Genomic DNA, 14,699 nt, shown 5'->3' on the forward strand with positions numbered 1-14,699 from the left:
ACGGCCTACGCCGGGACGAACTGGCCGTACCCCGCATCCCGAAGTCCCTGCCTCAGTTTTTCGGCATTGGCGTCCAGGACCTCGGGGGCCGGGTTCTGGTCTGCGGTCGCGAAGTTGAATTCTGCCATGCTCCGCGAGGGCCACACGTGCACGTGGAGATGGTTGATCTCGTAGCCGGCCACGATCAGCCCGGCGCGCGCTGCCCCAAAGACATCCACCTGGACGGCTCCGATCCGCCTGGCCACCTCCATGACCCTCGCCAGGGTCTCCGGGGAAGCGTCAGTCCACCGGTCCACTTCCTCGGTGGGGACCACCAGGGTGTGGCCGTCAGCCAGCGGGCCGGTGGTGAGGAAAGCGGACACATCGTCTTCCCGCCACACAAACCGGCCGGGGATTTCGCCGTTCAGGATCCTGGTGAAAAGCGTGCTCATGCGTCTGCCTCCTCGGCGGGTGCCTGCAGGGTGCTGGTATCCAGCACAAACCGGTATTTCACATCGCCTGTAACCATCCGGTCGTAGGCCTCGTTGAGCTGGTCCGCGCGGACCACTTCGATGTCCGCCACCACCCCGTGCTCCGCGCAGAAGTCCAGCATTTCCTGGGTCTCCGCAATCCCGCCGATCAGCGAGCCGGCGTAGGCGATCCGGCGCCGGATCAGCGCCCGCGGGTTCACGGGCGGCATTGCCTCAGACGGCAGGCCCAGCTGGAAGAGCGCACCGTCAACCCGCAGGGTGCGGAACAGCGGGTTCAGGTCATGGGGTGCTGCCACGGTGTCGATGATCAGGTCGATGGTGCGGTTTGCCGCGTCCATCGCCGCTTCGTCCCGGGAGAGGACAACCTCATCCGCGCCAAGTTCCAGGGCGGCCGGCACCTTGGACTCCGACGTGGTGAACACCACCACTTTCGCTCCCATGGCTTTGGCAAGCTTGACGGCCATATGGCCGAGGCCGCCGAGTCCCACCACACCCACAACGTCGCCTTCTTCGACGTCGAAATGCCGCAGCGGCGAATAGGTGGTGACACCGGCGCACAGCAGCGGCGCGACGGCGGCCGGGTCCAGGGAGTCCGGCACACGAAGGACGTAGCGGTGGTCCACGGTCACTGTGGAGGAGTAGCCGCCCTGCGTGATCGAATCGCCGTTCCGGCGGTCTATGGCACCGTACGTTCCGGTCATGCCGTTTTCGCAGTACTGTTCGAGGCCGTCCAGGCAGCTTCCGCATTCCCGGCAGGAGTCCACAATGCATCCCACCCCCACCCGGTGCCCGGGAGCGAAGTCTGTGACGGCTGACCCGACGCGGCTTACGGTCCCGACGATCTCGTGGCCGGGTACCAGCGGATAGGACTGGCCGCCCCACTCACCGCGCACGGCATGGACATCAGAATGGCACAGCCCGCAAAACTCAATGGCAATTTCGACGTCGGCGGCCTGGGGCGCCCGCCGCGCAAGGGTGAGCGGAACCAGGCCGCTCACCGCGGAGGTTGCGCCGTACGCGGCGGCCAGGACACCGCCGTCGGAATCTTGGGATCCGGTATTAACGGGGGTGACAGGTTTTGCAAGAGGCGGCGGCACGGGACGTCCAGGAGTCATAGTGTGACGCTACCCCTGCGCCCGGTGTTGTTTCCACTCAACCGGCCCATCGCCGCCGAGGGGCCCTGGTCCGGTCACCACCGGCAGCAGCGGGTTGCTGGACCACTCTGAGAAGGACCCGGGATACAGCGCGGCGCGGAATCCAGCCAGTTCAAGCGCGGCCACCTGATGCGCGGCCGTGACGCCGGACCCGCAATAGACACCCACCTCGACGTCGCCGGTAATCCCCAGCGCTTCAAAGCGGCGGCGCAGCTCATCGGCAGGCAGGAACCGTCCATCGCTGTCCACGTTCCCGGAGGTGGGCGCGCTGACCGCGCCGGGAATGTGGCCTGCCCGCGGATCAACAGGCTCTAGCTCGCCCCGGTATCTCTCCCCGGCCCGTGCATCGAGGAGGACCCTGGCCGGCTGGGGATGTGCCTGAACGGGTCCATTCTCCATCCACGCGGTCACGGCGGCTGCGTCCAGGGCCGGCATCTGCCCGTCCGCCAGTGTCACGTCCCCGGGAGCGGGCCGGACTGCACCTTGTTCGAGCGGCAGGCCTGCCGCGCGCCAAGCCGCAAGGCCGCCGTCGAGCAGGTAGACGTCGGCCATGCCGGCGTTCCGCAGCATCCACCATGCACGCGCCGCGGCCATATTCGCACTGTCGTCATATGCCACCACGACATCACCGTCGTTGATGCCCAGCGCCTGGCGGCGTCCTGGAACTTCAGCGGCGACGGCAGCGGGTGCCTTCCGCGCTCCGGCACAGCGGGGTCCGCAAGTTCAGTGGCAAGGTCAACAAACACCGCGCCGGGCAAATGCCCCTGCAGGTAGTGGTCGTGGCCGTGCGGATCACCCAGCGCCCACCGCACGTCCAGCAGCACCGTCCGCAGGCCACCGGCACGGCGCTCCTCCAGCGCGGCAACATCCAGCAGTGGCTTCATAATGCTCCATTCGTCAGGCGGCCAACGCTCCCACTCTAAGGGAGCCCCGGGAGGCGCAGGTAGGCTGGTGCGGTGAAGATCGAGCGCAGCGCGGGCCGGGCCTGGGCGGACGAAGCCATCCGGAAAATCACGGCAGAAAACAACCGCTCCGCCGATACCCACCTCTACTTCGTACCCCTGCCCGAACACTGGGGCGTCCAGCTCTACCTTAAGGATGAATCGACGCACCGTACCGGCAGCCTCAAGCACCGGCTGGCGCGCTCGCTGTTCCTGTTCGGGCTGGTTAACGGCTGGATCAGGGAAGACACCACCATCGTTGAGGCGTCCAGCGGCAGCACCGCCGTGTCCGAAGCGTACTTTGCCCGGCTCCTGGGGCTGCCGTTCATCGCGGTCATGGCGCGCACCACCAGCCAGGAAAAGATTGACCTGATTGAACAGTTCGGCGGTTCCTGCCTCCTGGTGGACCACGCCTCCGAGGTCTATGCGACGGCGGAAGAGGTCGCCGCCGCTTGCGGCGGGCACTACATGGACCAATTCACCTATGCCGAACGGGCCACGGACTGGCGCGGAAACAACAACATCGCGGAGTCCATCTTCGGCCAGCTCGAACTGGAGGAGCATCCCGTACCGGACTGGATCGTGGTGGGCGCGGGAACAGGTGGCACCAGCGCCACCATCGGCAGGTACCTCCGATACCACAGCCACCCCACCCGCTTACTGGTGGTCGATCCGGAGAACTCGGCCTTCTTCCCCGGCTGGCGAGGAAGCACCTCCCGCCCCGCCACCGGCCTGCCCTCGAGGATCGAGGGCATCGGCAGGCCCCGCATGGAGCCGAGCTTTGTGCCGTCGGTCATCGACCACATGATCCAGGTTCCGGACGCCGCATCCGTCGCTGCCATGCGCCACCTCCGCACGCTCGCCGGACTGCACGCCGGCCCCTCAACGGGGACCAACCTCTGGGGAGTGTGGCAGCTGATCGCCCGGATGATCGCCGACGGCCGCAGGGGCAGCATCGTCTCGCTCATGTGTGACGGCGGGGAGCGCTACGCCGGCAACTACTACAGCCCGCGCTGGCTGGCATCCCAGGGCCTGGACCCGGCACCTCATGAAGCAGTGATCAGGCACTTCTTTGACACTGGTTCCTGGGACGGGGAGCCGGTTTAGACTTCCAGCGACTCCCCCGCGGCCAGGTGCCGGTACTCGGTGCCGTACTTGGCCCCGAGCCGCTTGACATGCCCTTCGACGATTTTCAGCCCGTTGTCATTGAGCAGGCCGTCATGAATCTGGAAGGCGCGGGGCGCCCGCACGCCGATCACGAAGTCCACCACCTCTGCGGCCTTGCTCCATGGTGCATGAAGGGGAACCAGCAGCGTCTGCACGTTGATGCCGTCTGGAATCACAAAGGAATCACCGGGGTGGTAGACGTTCCCGTCCAGGAGATAGCCGATATTGGCCACCACCGGGATCTGCGGATGGATCAAGGCGTGCTGGCCTCCGAAGCTGCGGACATCGAAGCCAGCCGCATCGAAGGATGAGCCGGGGTCCACCGTGTTGATCCGGGCCGCGGCATCAGGAGCTTCCTTGCGCAGGTTGTCTGCGACGCCCGACGGGGCGAAGACCGCCAGGTTCCCGTTTTCCTTCAGTGCATTCACGACCGCCGGCACGTCGATATGGTCCCCATGTTCGTGGGTGACCAGCACGGCGTCGGCACCGGTCAAAGCCTCCGCGGATTCAGAGAATGTTCCGGGGTCCAGCACCAGGACCCGGCTGTCCTTCTCGAGGCGGACGCAGGCGTGGGTGTATTTCGTCAGCTTCATAGCGCCAGCCTAGGGTCCGGTCCGGACAGTGTCCACGAAGCTCCGGCTGGTAATCTGGATCTTTGCCACCATCCTTAGGGAAGCGAGTCCATCCATGCCGTTCGGCACCAAGGCTGAATCCACCAAGCCCGCTTCGGCTCCGGCTTCCGGGGCCGCAGGGACTGCGGCGGGTACAGCCGGCGCAGGTGCAGTCAAGGAGCAGCGGGTCACGAAACAGCGGCTGGCAGTCAGTGCCGCGCTGGACGAACTGGATGACTTCGTCAGCACGCAGGAGCTCTACCGCATCCTGCAGAACCAGGGAATCTCGGTTTCCCTCGCCACCACATACCGGATCCTCCAGTCCCTTGCCGACGAAGGGCTCGTTGACGTGCTGCGCAACGGCGACGGCGAGGCGGTTTACCGCCGGTGTGCCGTCACGGGGCACCATCACCACCTGCTGTGCCGGAACTGCGGCAAAGCGGTGGAAGTTGAAGCGCCGGCCGTCGAAACGTGGGCGGCGCGGACTGCAAGCGAACACGGGTACACCGAGGTGGCGCACACGGTGGAAATCTTCGGACTCTGCCCGGAGTGCACGGCACGCAAGGCCGCCGGCACCCTCTAGGAAAAAGCCCGCGCCTGCACAGGCCGCCCCATCAGTGCTGGCCCGCCCCTCGCGGGGTACTCCAGGTCACTGAGCCTGCAGCACCCGCCCGTTGATCCCCCGGGAAGCACGGACGGAACCGATAATCCGGCACACCACATAGATTAGGAACGACAACGTGGTGACGTAGGGGCTGATGGGGATGCGTCCGCCCAGCGCGAGCAGGATTCCGCCAACAGTCGCAGTGATGGCAAAGGCCACGCTGAGCACCACCACGGCCACCGGCGACGACGTCACCCGGAGGGCAGCCGCAGCCGGTGTAATGAGCAGCGCCAGCACCAGGAGCGCGCCCACCACCTGGATGGACAGGGCCACACTGATACCCAGCAGGACCATAAAGACGATGCCCAGCGTTCGGACCGGAACGCCGCGGGCCTCGGCCAGTTCTGGATCCACGCTGGCGAAGTTCAGTGGCCGCCAGATGGCCGCCAGGACCACCATCACCACCACGGCCGCTCCGGCCAGCGCCTGAAGCTGGACGGTATCCACCGAAACGATCTGCCCGGTCAGCAGGCCGAACTTGTTGGCGGCACGGCCTTCATACAAGGACAGGAACAGGATCCCGAGGCCCAGCCCGAAAGGCATGATCACCCCGATGATCGAGTTTTTATCCCTGGCCCTGACTCCCATCAGGGCCAGCAGCAGCGCAGCAGCCACTGAGCCGATCAGTGAACCGAAAACGATGTCTGCGCCAATCAGCAGGGCGAAGGCCGCACCGGCGAAGGACAGTTCCGAAATGCCGTGGACCGCAAACGCCAGGTCACGCTTCATCACGAACGTCCCCACCAGGCCGCCGAGCAGGCCCAGGACGGCACCTGCCCAGATGGAGTTCTGCACCAGGACCAGCAGCTCGCCATAGTTCTCGAAACTGAAGATCGCGCCAATAATGCTGTCGGCGTCCATCAGGCCACCTCTGCGGCAAGGGCGTGGGCCTCCGCATGATGATGCGTGGTGGCGTCCGGCAGACCCACCACCACAATGCGTCCGTTGGCGTGGATGACTTCAACGTGGCTGCCGTACAGGTCGGAGAGGACCTCCGTAGTCATCACTTCCTGCGGTGTTCCCACCTTGAAGCGCCCGCCGGCCAGGTACAGCACCCGGTCCACATAGTCGATGACCGGGTTGATCTCGTGGGTGACAAAAACCACTGCGCTGTTGCGCTCATGGCATTGTTGGTTGATGAGCGCGCTGACAGCCTGCTGGTGGTGCAGGTCCAGGGAAAGCAGTGGCTCGTCGCAGAGCAGGACCTTTGGATCTGTTGCCAGCGCCTGGGCTACCCGGAGCCGCTGCTGCTCGCCGCCGGAGAGCTGGCCTACCGGAACCTTGGCGTAGTCTGCCGCTCCCACCAGCTCAAGCAGCTCGTCAATCCTGCGGTTGGCCTTCGCCGACGACAGGCGAAGTCCCCACCGGTGGCCGTCGACCCCCAAGCCCACCAGGTCCCGGGCGCGCATTGGCGTGTCGCGGGCGAACGATTTCTGCTGCGGGATGTAGCCGATCAGGCTGCTGCCGCGCTCAACCGGGTGTCCGCCGAGCGTGGCCTTGCCCCGGTGCAGGTCCTGGAGGCCCAACAGGACTTTGAGGAAGCTGGTTTTGCCGCTTCCGTTGGGTCCGAGCACGGCGAAGAACTCGCCGGGCCTGATCTCCAGGTCCAGATCCTCCCACAGCGTCCGCTGGCCAAAGGCGAGGGACGCCCCGGCGAGGCTGACCACAGGTTTCAACTATTTGTCTCCAGAACTTTGCTGACGTTGTTCACATTGTCCGTCATCCACTGCAGGTAGGTCTTGCCCTCAGGAAGGGTTTCACTGAAATCGACCACCGGGACGCCTGCCGTCCCGGCCGCCTTCTTCAGCGCTTCGGTCTGCGGCCCTTCGGTCTGCGCGTTATAGGCAAGGAACCGGACGGACTTTGAGTCAACCAGGTCAGTTGCGGCCTTGAGTACGGCCGGCGGAACGTCCGATCCTTCCTCAATCGCAGCAGTGTAGTCCTCGGGGGTAGCGTTCTCCAGCCCCGCATCGGCCAGCAGGTACAGCGGCACCGGCTCGGTGACGGCTACCGTATCCCCTGCCGCCTCCCTCTTCAGCGCACCCAGCTTCCCGGCCAGTTCGTCGAGCTCGGCCTTGAAGGCACCGGCATTGGCTGTGAAAGTGGCGGCTGAGCCAGGTTCCAGCTCACCTAGCCTGGCGGCAAGGTTATCGGCCACGCGGCCCATGGCGGCCAGGCTGTACCAGACGTGCTCGTTGAACCCACCGTGATCGTGGGCCTGCTCATCCGTTGTTGCCGACTCCGCCGGCGCCGCTTCGGCCGAAGCCTCCTCCTCGGGATGCGCCAGGCCGGAAAGTTCGACGGCGTTCAGCAGGTTGTGTGCGTCAATGCTGCTGTCCTCCACCAGGGTGTGGAGAAAATCATCGTAACCCCCGCCATTTTCGACCACGAGGTCCGCCTTGGACACAGCAAGCCGGTCCTGGGCCGTGGCCTCGTAGGAGTGCGGGTCCTGGCTGGTCTTGCTGATGATGGCAGTCACGCTGACTTTGTCGCCGCCTACCGTCTTTGCAATATCCCCGTAGACGTTGGTGGAGGCCACCACGTTGATCCCATCAGCTGAATTGCCGGCAGAGGATTCGGGCTGAGGGCTGCAGGCGCTGAGCAGCAGGCTAAGACCGGCAAGGGCGGCAAGGGATGTTCGGGCGGCGGATCGGCGCACGGAAACCTCGTTCAGTGGTTGTGGGATCGGAAGGAACCACTTAAGCGTATACCTAAATAGGAATGATTCCTATTTAGGTATACGCGGGAGACAGGGAGCCTGCCTGGCCGGAAGGCTTCCTGCTGCAACTCTTCCCTCGGCTGCTAGGCGCCATTAGGCTGTCCCAGGCGGCGGACACCCCTGGCCTGCGTGGCGTCCCGGATTTCGCCGACCAGCTGCTCGATCACGTCTTCGAGGAAGAGGACGCCCTTGGTGTTCCCGTCGGGCCCGATGACCCGCGCCAGGTGCGAACCTGTACGCTGCATCACCGACATCGCTTTTTCAATCTCGTCGTCCAGGGCCAGGTTGGCCAGGGACCGGATCCGGCTCTCGGCGATGGGCCGCTCGTAGGCCACCTCCGGGATGGGCAGGACGTCCTTCACATGGAGGTAGCCGTACAGCATGTCGTCATCGTCGAGCATCGGGAAGCGGGAGAATCCGGTGCGGCTCACGGCCTTCTCGAACTCCACGGGGGTGGTGGCCGCCTTCAGCATGACCAGCTTTTCGAGCGGAACCATGATGTCCGCCGCGCTGTACTCGGAAAATTCCAGAGCACCGGTGATCAGCCCCGCCTCGTCATCCACCAGGCCGTGCCTGGTGGACTCCTGCACGATGGACTGCACTTCCTCCAGCGTGAAGGAGGAGTTCACCTCATCCTTGGGCTCAATACGGAGCAGCTTGAGGATGTGGTTGGCCGACCAGTTAAGGACGGAAATAACCGGGTTGACCAGCCGGGCAATGAACATCAGCGGTGGGGCCAGGAAGAGCGCCGCCTTGTCCGCCACGGACACCGAGATGTTCTTCGGCACCATTTCACCGAAGGTCACGTGCAGGAACGTCACCAGCATCAGCGCCACGGCGAACGCCGCGACGTCAGCGATCTCCATGGGCAGGCCCAGTGTCTCCAGCGGCACAGCCAGCAGGTGATGGATGGCCGGCTCTGCCACTAGCAGGATCAGCAGCGAACAAACGGTAATGCCCAGCTGTGCACAGGCGAGCATCAGCGAAACATTCTCCATGGCCCGCAGGGTGGTCTGTGCCCGCTTGGAGCCGGCCTCGGCCAGCGGCTCGATCTGGCTGCGGCGGGCCGACATCACGGCGAACTCGGCGGCAACAAAAAACGCGTTGCCGAACAGGAGGACCACCAGCCACAGCATTCCGGCCCAGTCGCTCATCGTTTGGTCCTGTCGTTGTTCGTCCAGCCGTTGTTCGTCCTGCCGTTGTTCGTCCTGCCGGCATGGTCTCCGGCTTCGGGTTCCGGCTTGGCCGGGCGGAAACAGATCCGGTCGATCCGGCGGCCGTCCATCCTGGTGACGCTCAGCGTTCCGCCTTCCACGGGCACCGTGTCCCCTACTGCAGCGATCCGGCCGAGCTTGCTCATGACATAGCCGCCCACTGTTTCGTATGCTGCCTCATCCGGGACCGTCAGGCCCGGAATCTGCTCGGACAGTTCATCCGGGCGGAGCAGGCCTGGGAAGTACCAGTCGCCGGATGCGCTCTGCAGCAGGCCGGGGCGGACCTTGTCATGCTCGTCCGCCACCTCCCCCACGATCTCCTCCACGAGGTCTTCAAGGGTCGCGATGCCGGCGGTTCCCCCATATTCGTCCAGCACAATTGCCAGCTGCAGGTTGCCATCGCGCAGCTCTGCCAGCAGGGCATCAAGGTGGATGGTCTCCGGGACACGGAGGACTTCGGTCATGATGGCCCCGGCTTCGAGGTTTTGCCGGCGGTCCCAGGGCACGGCTACTGCTTTTTTGACGTGCACCAGGCCCCTGATGTCGTCCGCCGATTCACCAATAATGGGGAACCGTGAGTAGCCGGTGCGGCGTGCGGCAGCGAGGATGTCGGACACCGGCTGATCCGCCTCGATCGTTTCCACGCGGATGCGGGGCGTCATGACATCTGCCGCTGTACGGGTGGAGAAATTCAGCGTGCGGGCCACGAAGTTGGCCGTACCCACGTCCAGCGTCCCCATCGCCGCAGAGCGCCGCACCAGGGATGCGAGTTCAGCAGGGGTCCGGGCGCCGGAAATTTCTTCCTTCGCTTCCAGTCCAAAAACATTGAGGATCTTATTGGAGAAGCCGTTGAGGACCACGATGGCGGGCTTGAACACGGCGGTGAAGACCAGCTGCGGCCTGGCCACCGCGCGGCCAATGCGGAAGGACAGCGCGATAGCCATGTTCTTGGGCACCAGTTCGCCCAGGAGCATGGAGAGCAGGGTGGCGAGCACCATGGCCAGGACCAGGGAGACGGTGGCCACCACAACGTCAGGAAGTCCGACGGCGGCCAACGGGGCTTCCAGGAGCCGGCCCACCGATGGCTCCATCACGTAACCGGTCAGCAAGGTGGTGAGCGTAATGCCCAACTGGCAGCTGGATAGCTGCGTTGAGAGCGACTTCAGGCAGGCGAGCAAAGGGATGGCGCGGTCGTCGCCGTCGGCAATGGCTCTTTGGACCGTGGCCTGGTCAAGTGCAATAAGGGAAAATTCGACGGCGACAAAAAAGCCGGTGCCGGCGATCAGCAGCAGTCCCGCTGCGAGGAGGAGCCATTCCATTCAGCATCCCGCCTGGACAGCGGCAACGGAGGAGAAGGGCGAAACAGCTAAGGGGCGATGCCAGGAATACCGGTCCGGCGGAGGGTGGTCAGCCGAGGCTGACGCAGTTTCCCTTGCAGCTCCTGCAGGCATTGCCAGCGAATGGTGATGGGCGCGTGTTCGGGGTTTGCCGGCTCTTCGGGTGGACTGTGCGGCGCTGCTTACGCCCCGCTGACAGCCCCCAGGCCGGCACCTAGATTTACTGTCCATAAGAATTTCAGTCTACAGGAGCAGTACGGTGCCGCCGCGACCCTGCCAACGGCCCCGGCCACGCCTGGCCGGCCGGCTGGTCCGTTACCTGCAACCGACACGGGGCCAGCTACCGCGGCCGCCATATTCAGCCTATTTCGCGTCTCATCATGATTTGGGTCACCCTTATTGGCAGTTACCACAAGATGCTCACTAGACTGGCAATGGTCTGGGTTCAGAGGACGCAGAGACCGGTTGAAACGTAGTGCTGAGGCACCGTGGGCCGGAGAGAAATCAAACTCATGGAAGAGGCGTATTTCAAGTGCCAGAGCAGCCTAGCCACCGTCTACCAGAGGAATTTGGCGGAAACGAGTGGCTCGTTGACGAACTGTACGAGCAGTACCAAAAGGACAAGAACACTGTTGACGCCAAATGGTGGCCGCTGTTTGAATCCTTCGGCTCGGGCAGCAGTTCTTCTTCCAACGGAAATTCGGCGCAAGCCACCATCCACCCCGCAACCAGGGAAATGCCGGTCGTGAACGCGGCTCCTGCGGCACCGGCAGCGCCGCCGGCTGCAGCCCCTGCCCTGCCGTCGGCCCCGCCCGCCTCTGCGGCACCTGCCGCCGCCCCGGCACCGGCGCCCGTCAAAAAAGCCCCCGCTACTGTGGCCCGCGACGGTGCGAAGAAGACTGAACCCGGCACCGGTTCGCAGCCCATCCCGGCACAGCTGCCCAAGAACGTCAAGGCTCCCACGGCTCCGGAAGAGGACGTCGTGTCGGTCCTGCGCGGACCGGCCAAGGCCATTGCCACCAACATGGTCACCAGCCTTGAGGTGCCCACCGCCACCAGCGTCCGGGCTATCCCCGCCAAGCTGCTGATCGACAACCGCGTGGTCATCAACTCCAACCTCGCCCGCGCCCGCGGCGGCAAGGTCTCCTTCACGCACCTGATCGGCTACGCCGTCATCCGCGCCCTGTCTCAGTTCCCTTCCATGAACGTGTACTACGACGAAGTGGACGGCAAGCCCGTTGCAGTCCAGCCGGCACACGTCAACTTCGGCATCGCCATCGACATGCCGAAGCCCGATGGAACCCGCCTGCTGATGGTCCCGAACATCAAGAAGGCAGAAACCCTTAACTTCTCCGAGTTCTGGCACACCTACGAGGACCTCATCAAGCGCGCCCGCAACGGCAAGCTGACCGCTGATGACCACCAGGGCACCACAGTGTCCCTGACCAACCCGGGCGGCATCGGCACCGTGCACTCAGTGCCCCGTCTTTCCAAGGGCCAGGCGGCCATCATCGGCGTCGGCGCCTTGGACTACCCTGCCGAATTCCAGGGTGCCAGCGAGAAGATCATCGCCCAGAACGCCATCAGCAAGGTCCTGACCCTGACCTCCACCTACGATCACCGCGTGATCCAGGGTGCCGGCAGCGGCGAGTTCCTGAAGCTGGTCCACCAGCTGCTGCTCGGCGCGCAGAACTTCTACGACGAAATCTTCGAGTCCCTGCGTATTCCGTACGAGCCCGTACGCTGGAGCGCGGACAAGCAGGTTGACCCTGCCGACGAGATCAACAAGGTGGCCCGGATCCAGCAGCTGATCCACTCCTACCGGGTCCGCGGCCACCTGATGGCGGATACGGATCCGCTCGAATACGTCCAGCGCAAGCACCCGGACCTTGACGTCCTCACCTACGGCCTGACGCTGTGGGATCTGGACCGCGAGTGGCCCACCGGCGGATTCGGCGGCAAGCAGATGCTCAAATTCCGCGACATCCTGGGTGTCCTCCGCGACGCCTACTGCCGCACCACGGGCATCGAGTACATGCACATCCAGGAGCCTGCCGAGCGCAAGTGGTTCCAGGACCAGCTCGAGCACCCGTACTCGAAGCCCAGCCGTGAAGAGCAGCTGCGCATCGTCTCCAAGCTGAACGCCGCCGAGGCCTTCGAAACCTTCCTGCAGACCAAGTTCGTGGGCCAGAAGCGCTTCTCCCTTGAAGGCGGCGAGTCCCTGATTCCGCTGCTGGATGCCATCATGTCCGACGCCGCTGATGACGGCCTGGACGAAGTCGCCATCGGCATGGCGCACCGCGGCCGCCTGAACGTGCTGACCAACATCGCGGGCAAGACCTACGCACAGGTGTTCCGCGAGTTCGAAGGCACCCAGGATCCCCGCTCGGTCCAGGGTTCCGGCGACGTCAAGTACCACTTGGGTACCGAGGGCACGTTCACCTCGGACAACGGCAAGGAGACCAAGGTCTACCTGGCGGCCAACCCGTCCCACCTGGAAGCAGTGGACCCGGTGCTTGAGGGCATCGTCCGCGCCAAGCAGGACCGCCTGGACCAGGGCGAGTCCTTCCCGGTCCTCCCCATCGTGGTCCACGGCGACGCCGCTTTCGCCGGCCAGGGTGTGGTTGCTGAAACCCTGAACCTGTCCCAGCTGCGCGGCTACCGTACCGGTGGAACCATCCACGTCGTGGTCAACAACCAGGTGGGCTTCACCACGGCTCCCTCCTCGTCGCGCTCGTCCACGTACTCCACCGACGTTGCCAAGATGATCCAGGCACCGGTGTTCCACGTGAACGGCGACGACCCCGAAGCTGTAGTCCGCATTGGCCAGCTCGCCTACGAGTTCCGCCAGCGGTTCCACAAGGATGTTGTCATCGACATGGTCTGCTACCGCCGCCGCGGGCACAACGAGGGCGACGACCCTTCGATGACCCAGCCGCTGATGTACAACCTGATCGAAGCCAAGCGTTCGGTGCGCAAGCTCTACACCGAGTCGCTCATCGGCCGCGGTGACATCACCGAGGAAGAAGCCGAACAGCTGCTCCGCGACTACCAGGAGCGGCTGGAGCGCGTCTTCGCTGAGACCCATGCAGCCCAGACCTCCCCGATTCCGATCATCACCGCGGATTCGGCAGCAGTATCGGACATCGAGCGGCCCATCGCCCAGCAATCCGATTCCAACAGCAACGCGCCCGTATCCACGGCCGTCTCCGCTGACACTCTGGCCCGGATCGGCAAGGCCCACCTGGAGGTGCCCGAGGGCTTCACCATCCACGCCAAGCTCAAGCAACTGCTGGAGAAGCGTGAGCAGATGTCCCGTGAAGGCGGCATCGACTGGGGCTTTGGCGAGATCGCAGCCTTTGGCTCCCTCATCATGGAAGGCGTCCCTGTACGCCTGGCCGGCCAGGACTCGCGCCGCGGCACGTTCGTGCAGCGCCACGCCGTCTTCCACGACCGCGCCAACGGCAAGGAATGGCTGCCGCTGGGCAACCTCTCCGATGACCAGGCCAAGCTGTGGATCTACGATTCACTGCTGTCCGAATACGCAGCCATGGGCTTCGAATACGGCTACTCCGTGGAACGCCCGGATGCCCTCGTCCTTTGGGAAGCCCAGTTCGGCGACTTCGTCAACGGTGCCCAGACCATCATCGACGAGTTCATCTCCTCCGCCGAGCAGAAGTGGGGCCAGCGCTCCTCGCTGGTGCTGATGCTGCCGCACGGCTACGAGGGCCAGGGCCCGGACCACTCCTCCGCAAGGATTGAGCGGTTCCTGCAGATGTGTGCCGAAGAGAACATGATCGTGGCCAACCCCACCACGGCGGCCTCGCACTTCCACCTGCTGCGCCGCCAGGCGTACAGCCGTCCGCGGAAGCCGCTGATTATCTTCACGCCCAAGCAGCTGCTGCGCCTCAAGGCTGCTGCCTCGTCCGTGGAAGACTTCACCACCGGCAGCTTCCGCCCTGTGATCGCCGATCATGAGCAGCTGGCCGCAGACGCCGTCGAGCGTGTCCTGCTGGTTTCCGGCCGCCTTTACTACGATCTCCTGTCCACGCGGCAGAAGACCGGCGACAAGACGACGGCAATCGTCCGGGTGGAGCAGCTTTACCCCCTGCCCCACGCGGAGATCGCTGCGGAACTGGCCAAGTACCGGAACGCCGAGGTTGTCTGGGCGCAGGATGAGCCGGCCAACCAGGGGCCGTGGCCGTTTATCGGCCTGAACCTTCCGGATGCGCTTGACCGGAAGGTCCGTCTCGTGTCGCGCGCGGCGTCGGCCTCCACGGCTGCCGGTTCCATGAAGCGCCACGCCGCAGAGCAGGATGCGCTGCTGAAGCAGGCATTTGCACGGTAATAACCAGTAAGGCTGCCCGGCCGGACGTCGAAATACCAGACTCCGGCCGGGCAGTTCTGTTTAATGGGATGGAC

General features: G+C 64.7%; 11 protein-coding genes and 1 pseudogene. 3 read left to right on the forward strand and 9 right to left on the reverse strand.

What is annotated here, in order from left to right; genetic code table 11:
* Positions 1-5: 5 nt before the first annotated feature.
* From FBY31_RS05810 to FBY31_RS05820, 3 genes and pseudogenes are all read right to left on the reverse strand, one after another.
* On the reverse strand, positions 6-431 hold the full coding sequence (locus FBY31_RS05810) for an HIT family protein (RefSeq protein ID WP_142038014.1): 426 nt from the start codon (positions 429-431) through the stop codon (positions 6-8).
* Positions 428-1,585 (reverse strand): NAD(P)-dependent alcohol dehydrogenase, encoded by a 1,158-nt coding sequence (locus tag FBY31_RS05815; protein WP_142038017.1) that lies wholly within the window; start codon positions 1,583-1,585, stop codon positions 428-430. The genes FBY31_RS05810 and FBY31_RS05815 overlap by 4 nt, the downstream gene beginning before the upstream one ends.
* Positions 1,586-1,594: 9 nt before the next feature.
* Positions 1,595-2,508: pseudogene (locus tag FBY31_RS05820) on the reverse strand (sulfurtransferase).
* A 72-nt stretch (positions 2,509-2,580) separates the two neighbouring features.
* Here FBY31_RS05820 and FBY31_RS05825 point away from each other — a divergent pair.
* Positions 2,581-3,672: a PLP-dependent cysteine synthase family protein gene (locus tag FBY31_RS05825; protein ID WP_142038019.1), complete on the forward strand. Its 1,092-nt coding sequence runs from the start codon at positions 2,581-2,583 to the stop codon at positions 3,670-3,672.
* Here the strand turns inward: FBY31_RS05825 and FBY31_RS05830 are convergent.
* Complete coding sequence (locus FBY31_RS05830) at positions 3,669-4,325, reverse strand: MBL fold metallo-hydrolase (RefSeq protein WP_142038024.1); 657 nt, start codon at positions 4,323-4,325, stop codon at positions 3,669-3,671. The genes FBY31_RS05825 and FBY31_RS05830 overlap by 4 nt on opposite strands.
* 94 nt (positions 4,326-4,419) lie before the next feature.
* Here FBY31_RS05830 and FBY31_RS05835 point away from each other — a divergent pair, with 94 nt between their 5' ends.
* On the forward strand, positions 4,420-4,926 hold the full coding sequence (locus tag FBY31_RS05835; RefSeq protein ID WP_142045098.1) for a Fur family transcriptional regulator: 507 nt from the start codon (positions 4,420-4,422) through the stop codon (positions 4,924-4,926).
* A gap of 66 nt (positions 4,927-4,992) precedes the next feature.
* Here FBY31_RS05835 and FBY31_RS05840 read toward each other — a convergent pair whose 3' ends face one another.
* From FBY31_RS05840 to FBY31_RS05860, 5 genes are all read right to left on the reverse strand, one after another.
* Complete coding sequence (locus FBY31_RS05840) at positions 4,993-5,868, reverse strand: metal ABC transporter permease (RefSeq protein WP_142038027.1); 876 nt, start codon at positions 5,866-5,868, stop codon at positions 4,993-4,995.
* Positions 5,868-6,683: a metal ABC transporter ATP-binding protein gene (locus FBY31_RS05845; RefSeq protein ID WP_142038029.1), complete on the reverse strand. Its 816-nt coding sequence runs from the start codon at positions 6,681-6,683 to the stop codon at positions 5,868-5,870. The genes FBY31_RS05840 and FBY31_RS05845 overlap by 1 nt, the downstream gene beginning before the upstream one ends.
* Positions 6,680-7,666 (reverse strand): metal ABC transporter solute-binding protein, Zn/Mn family, encoded by a 987-nt coding sequence (locus FBY31_RS05850; protein WP_142038032.1) that lies wholly within the window; start codon positions 7,664-7,666, stop codon positions 6,680-6,682. The genes FBY31_RS05845 and FBY31_RS05850 overlap by 4 nt, the downstream gene beginning before the upstream one ends.
* 143 nt (positions 7,667-7,809) lie before the next feature.
* Positions 7,810-8,880, reverse strand: coding sequence for a hemolysin family protein (locus FBY31_RS05855; RefSeq protein WP_142038034.1), 1,071 nt, complete (start codon positions 8,878-8,880; stop codon positions 7,810-7,812).
* Positions 8,877-10,259, reverse strand: a complete 1,383-nt coding sequence (locus tag FBY31_RS05860) for a hemolysin family protein (protein WP_142038037.1) — start codon at positions 10,257-10,259, stop codon at positions 8,877-8,879. Before FBY31_RS05860 ends, FBY31_RS05855 begins: the two co-directional genes overlap by 4 nt.
* Before the next feature lie 550 nt (positions 10,260-10,809).
* Here FBY31_RS05860 and FBY31_RS05865 point away from each other — a divergent pair.
* Positions 10,810-14,625 (forward strand): multifunctional oxoglutarate decarboxylase/oxoglutarate dehydrogenase thiamine pyrophosphate-binding subunit/dihydrolipoyllysine-residue succinyltransferase subunit, encoded by a 3,816-nt coding sequence (locus tag FBY31_RS05865; RefSeq protein WP_142038040.1) that lies wholly within the window; start codon positions 10,810-10,812, stop codon positions 14,623-14,625.
* The last annotated feature ends 74 nt before the right edge of the window (positions 14,626-14,699 follow it).

This window comes from Arthrobacter sp. SLBN-100, assembly GCF_006715305.1.
Classification (GTDB): domain Bacteria; phylum Actinomycetota; class Actinomycetes; order Actinomycetales; family Micrococcaceae; genus Arthrobacter.

Coding starts and splice junctions, on each gene's coding strand:
- FBY31_RS05860 (WP_142038037.1), bottom strand. CDS start 10,259: ATGGAATGGCTCCTCCTCGCAGCGGGACTGCTGCTGATCGCCGGCACC.
- FBY31_RS05835 (WP_142045098.1), top strand. CDS start 4,420: ATGCCGTTCGGCACCAAGGCTGAATCCACCAAGCCCGCTTCGGCTCCG.
- FBY31_RS05830 (WP_142038024.1), bottom strand. CDS start 4,325: ATGAAGCTGACGAAATACACCCACGCCTGCGTCCGCCTCGAGAAGGAC.
- FBY31_RS05810 (WP_142038014.1), bottom strand. CDS start 431: ATGAGCACGCTTTTCACCAGGATCCTGAACGGCGAAATCCCCGGCCGG.
- FBY31_RS05815 (WP_142038017.1), bottom strand. CDS start 1,585: ATGACTCCTGGACGTCCCGTGCCGCCGCCTCTTGCAAAACCTGTCACC.
- FBY31_RS05855 (WP_142038034.1), bottom strand. CDS start 8,880: ATGAGCGACTGGGCCGGAATGCTGTGGCTGGTGGTCCTCCTGTTCGGC.
- FBY31_RS05840 (WP_142038027.1), bottom strand. CDS start 5,868: ATGGACGCCGACAGCATTATTGGCGCGATCTTCAGTTTCGAGAACTAT.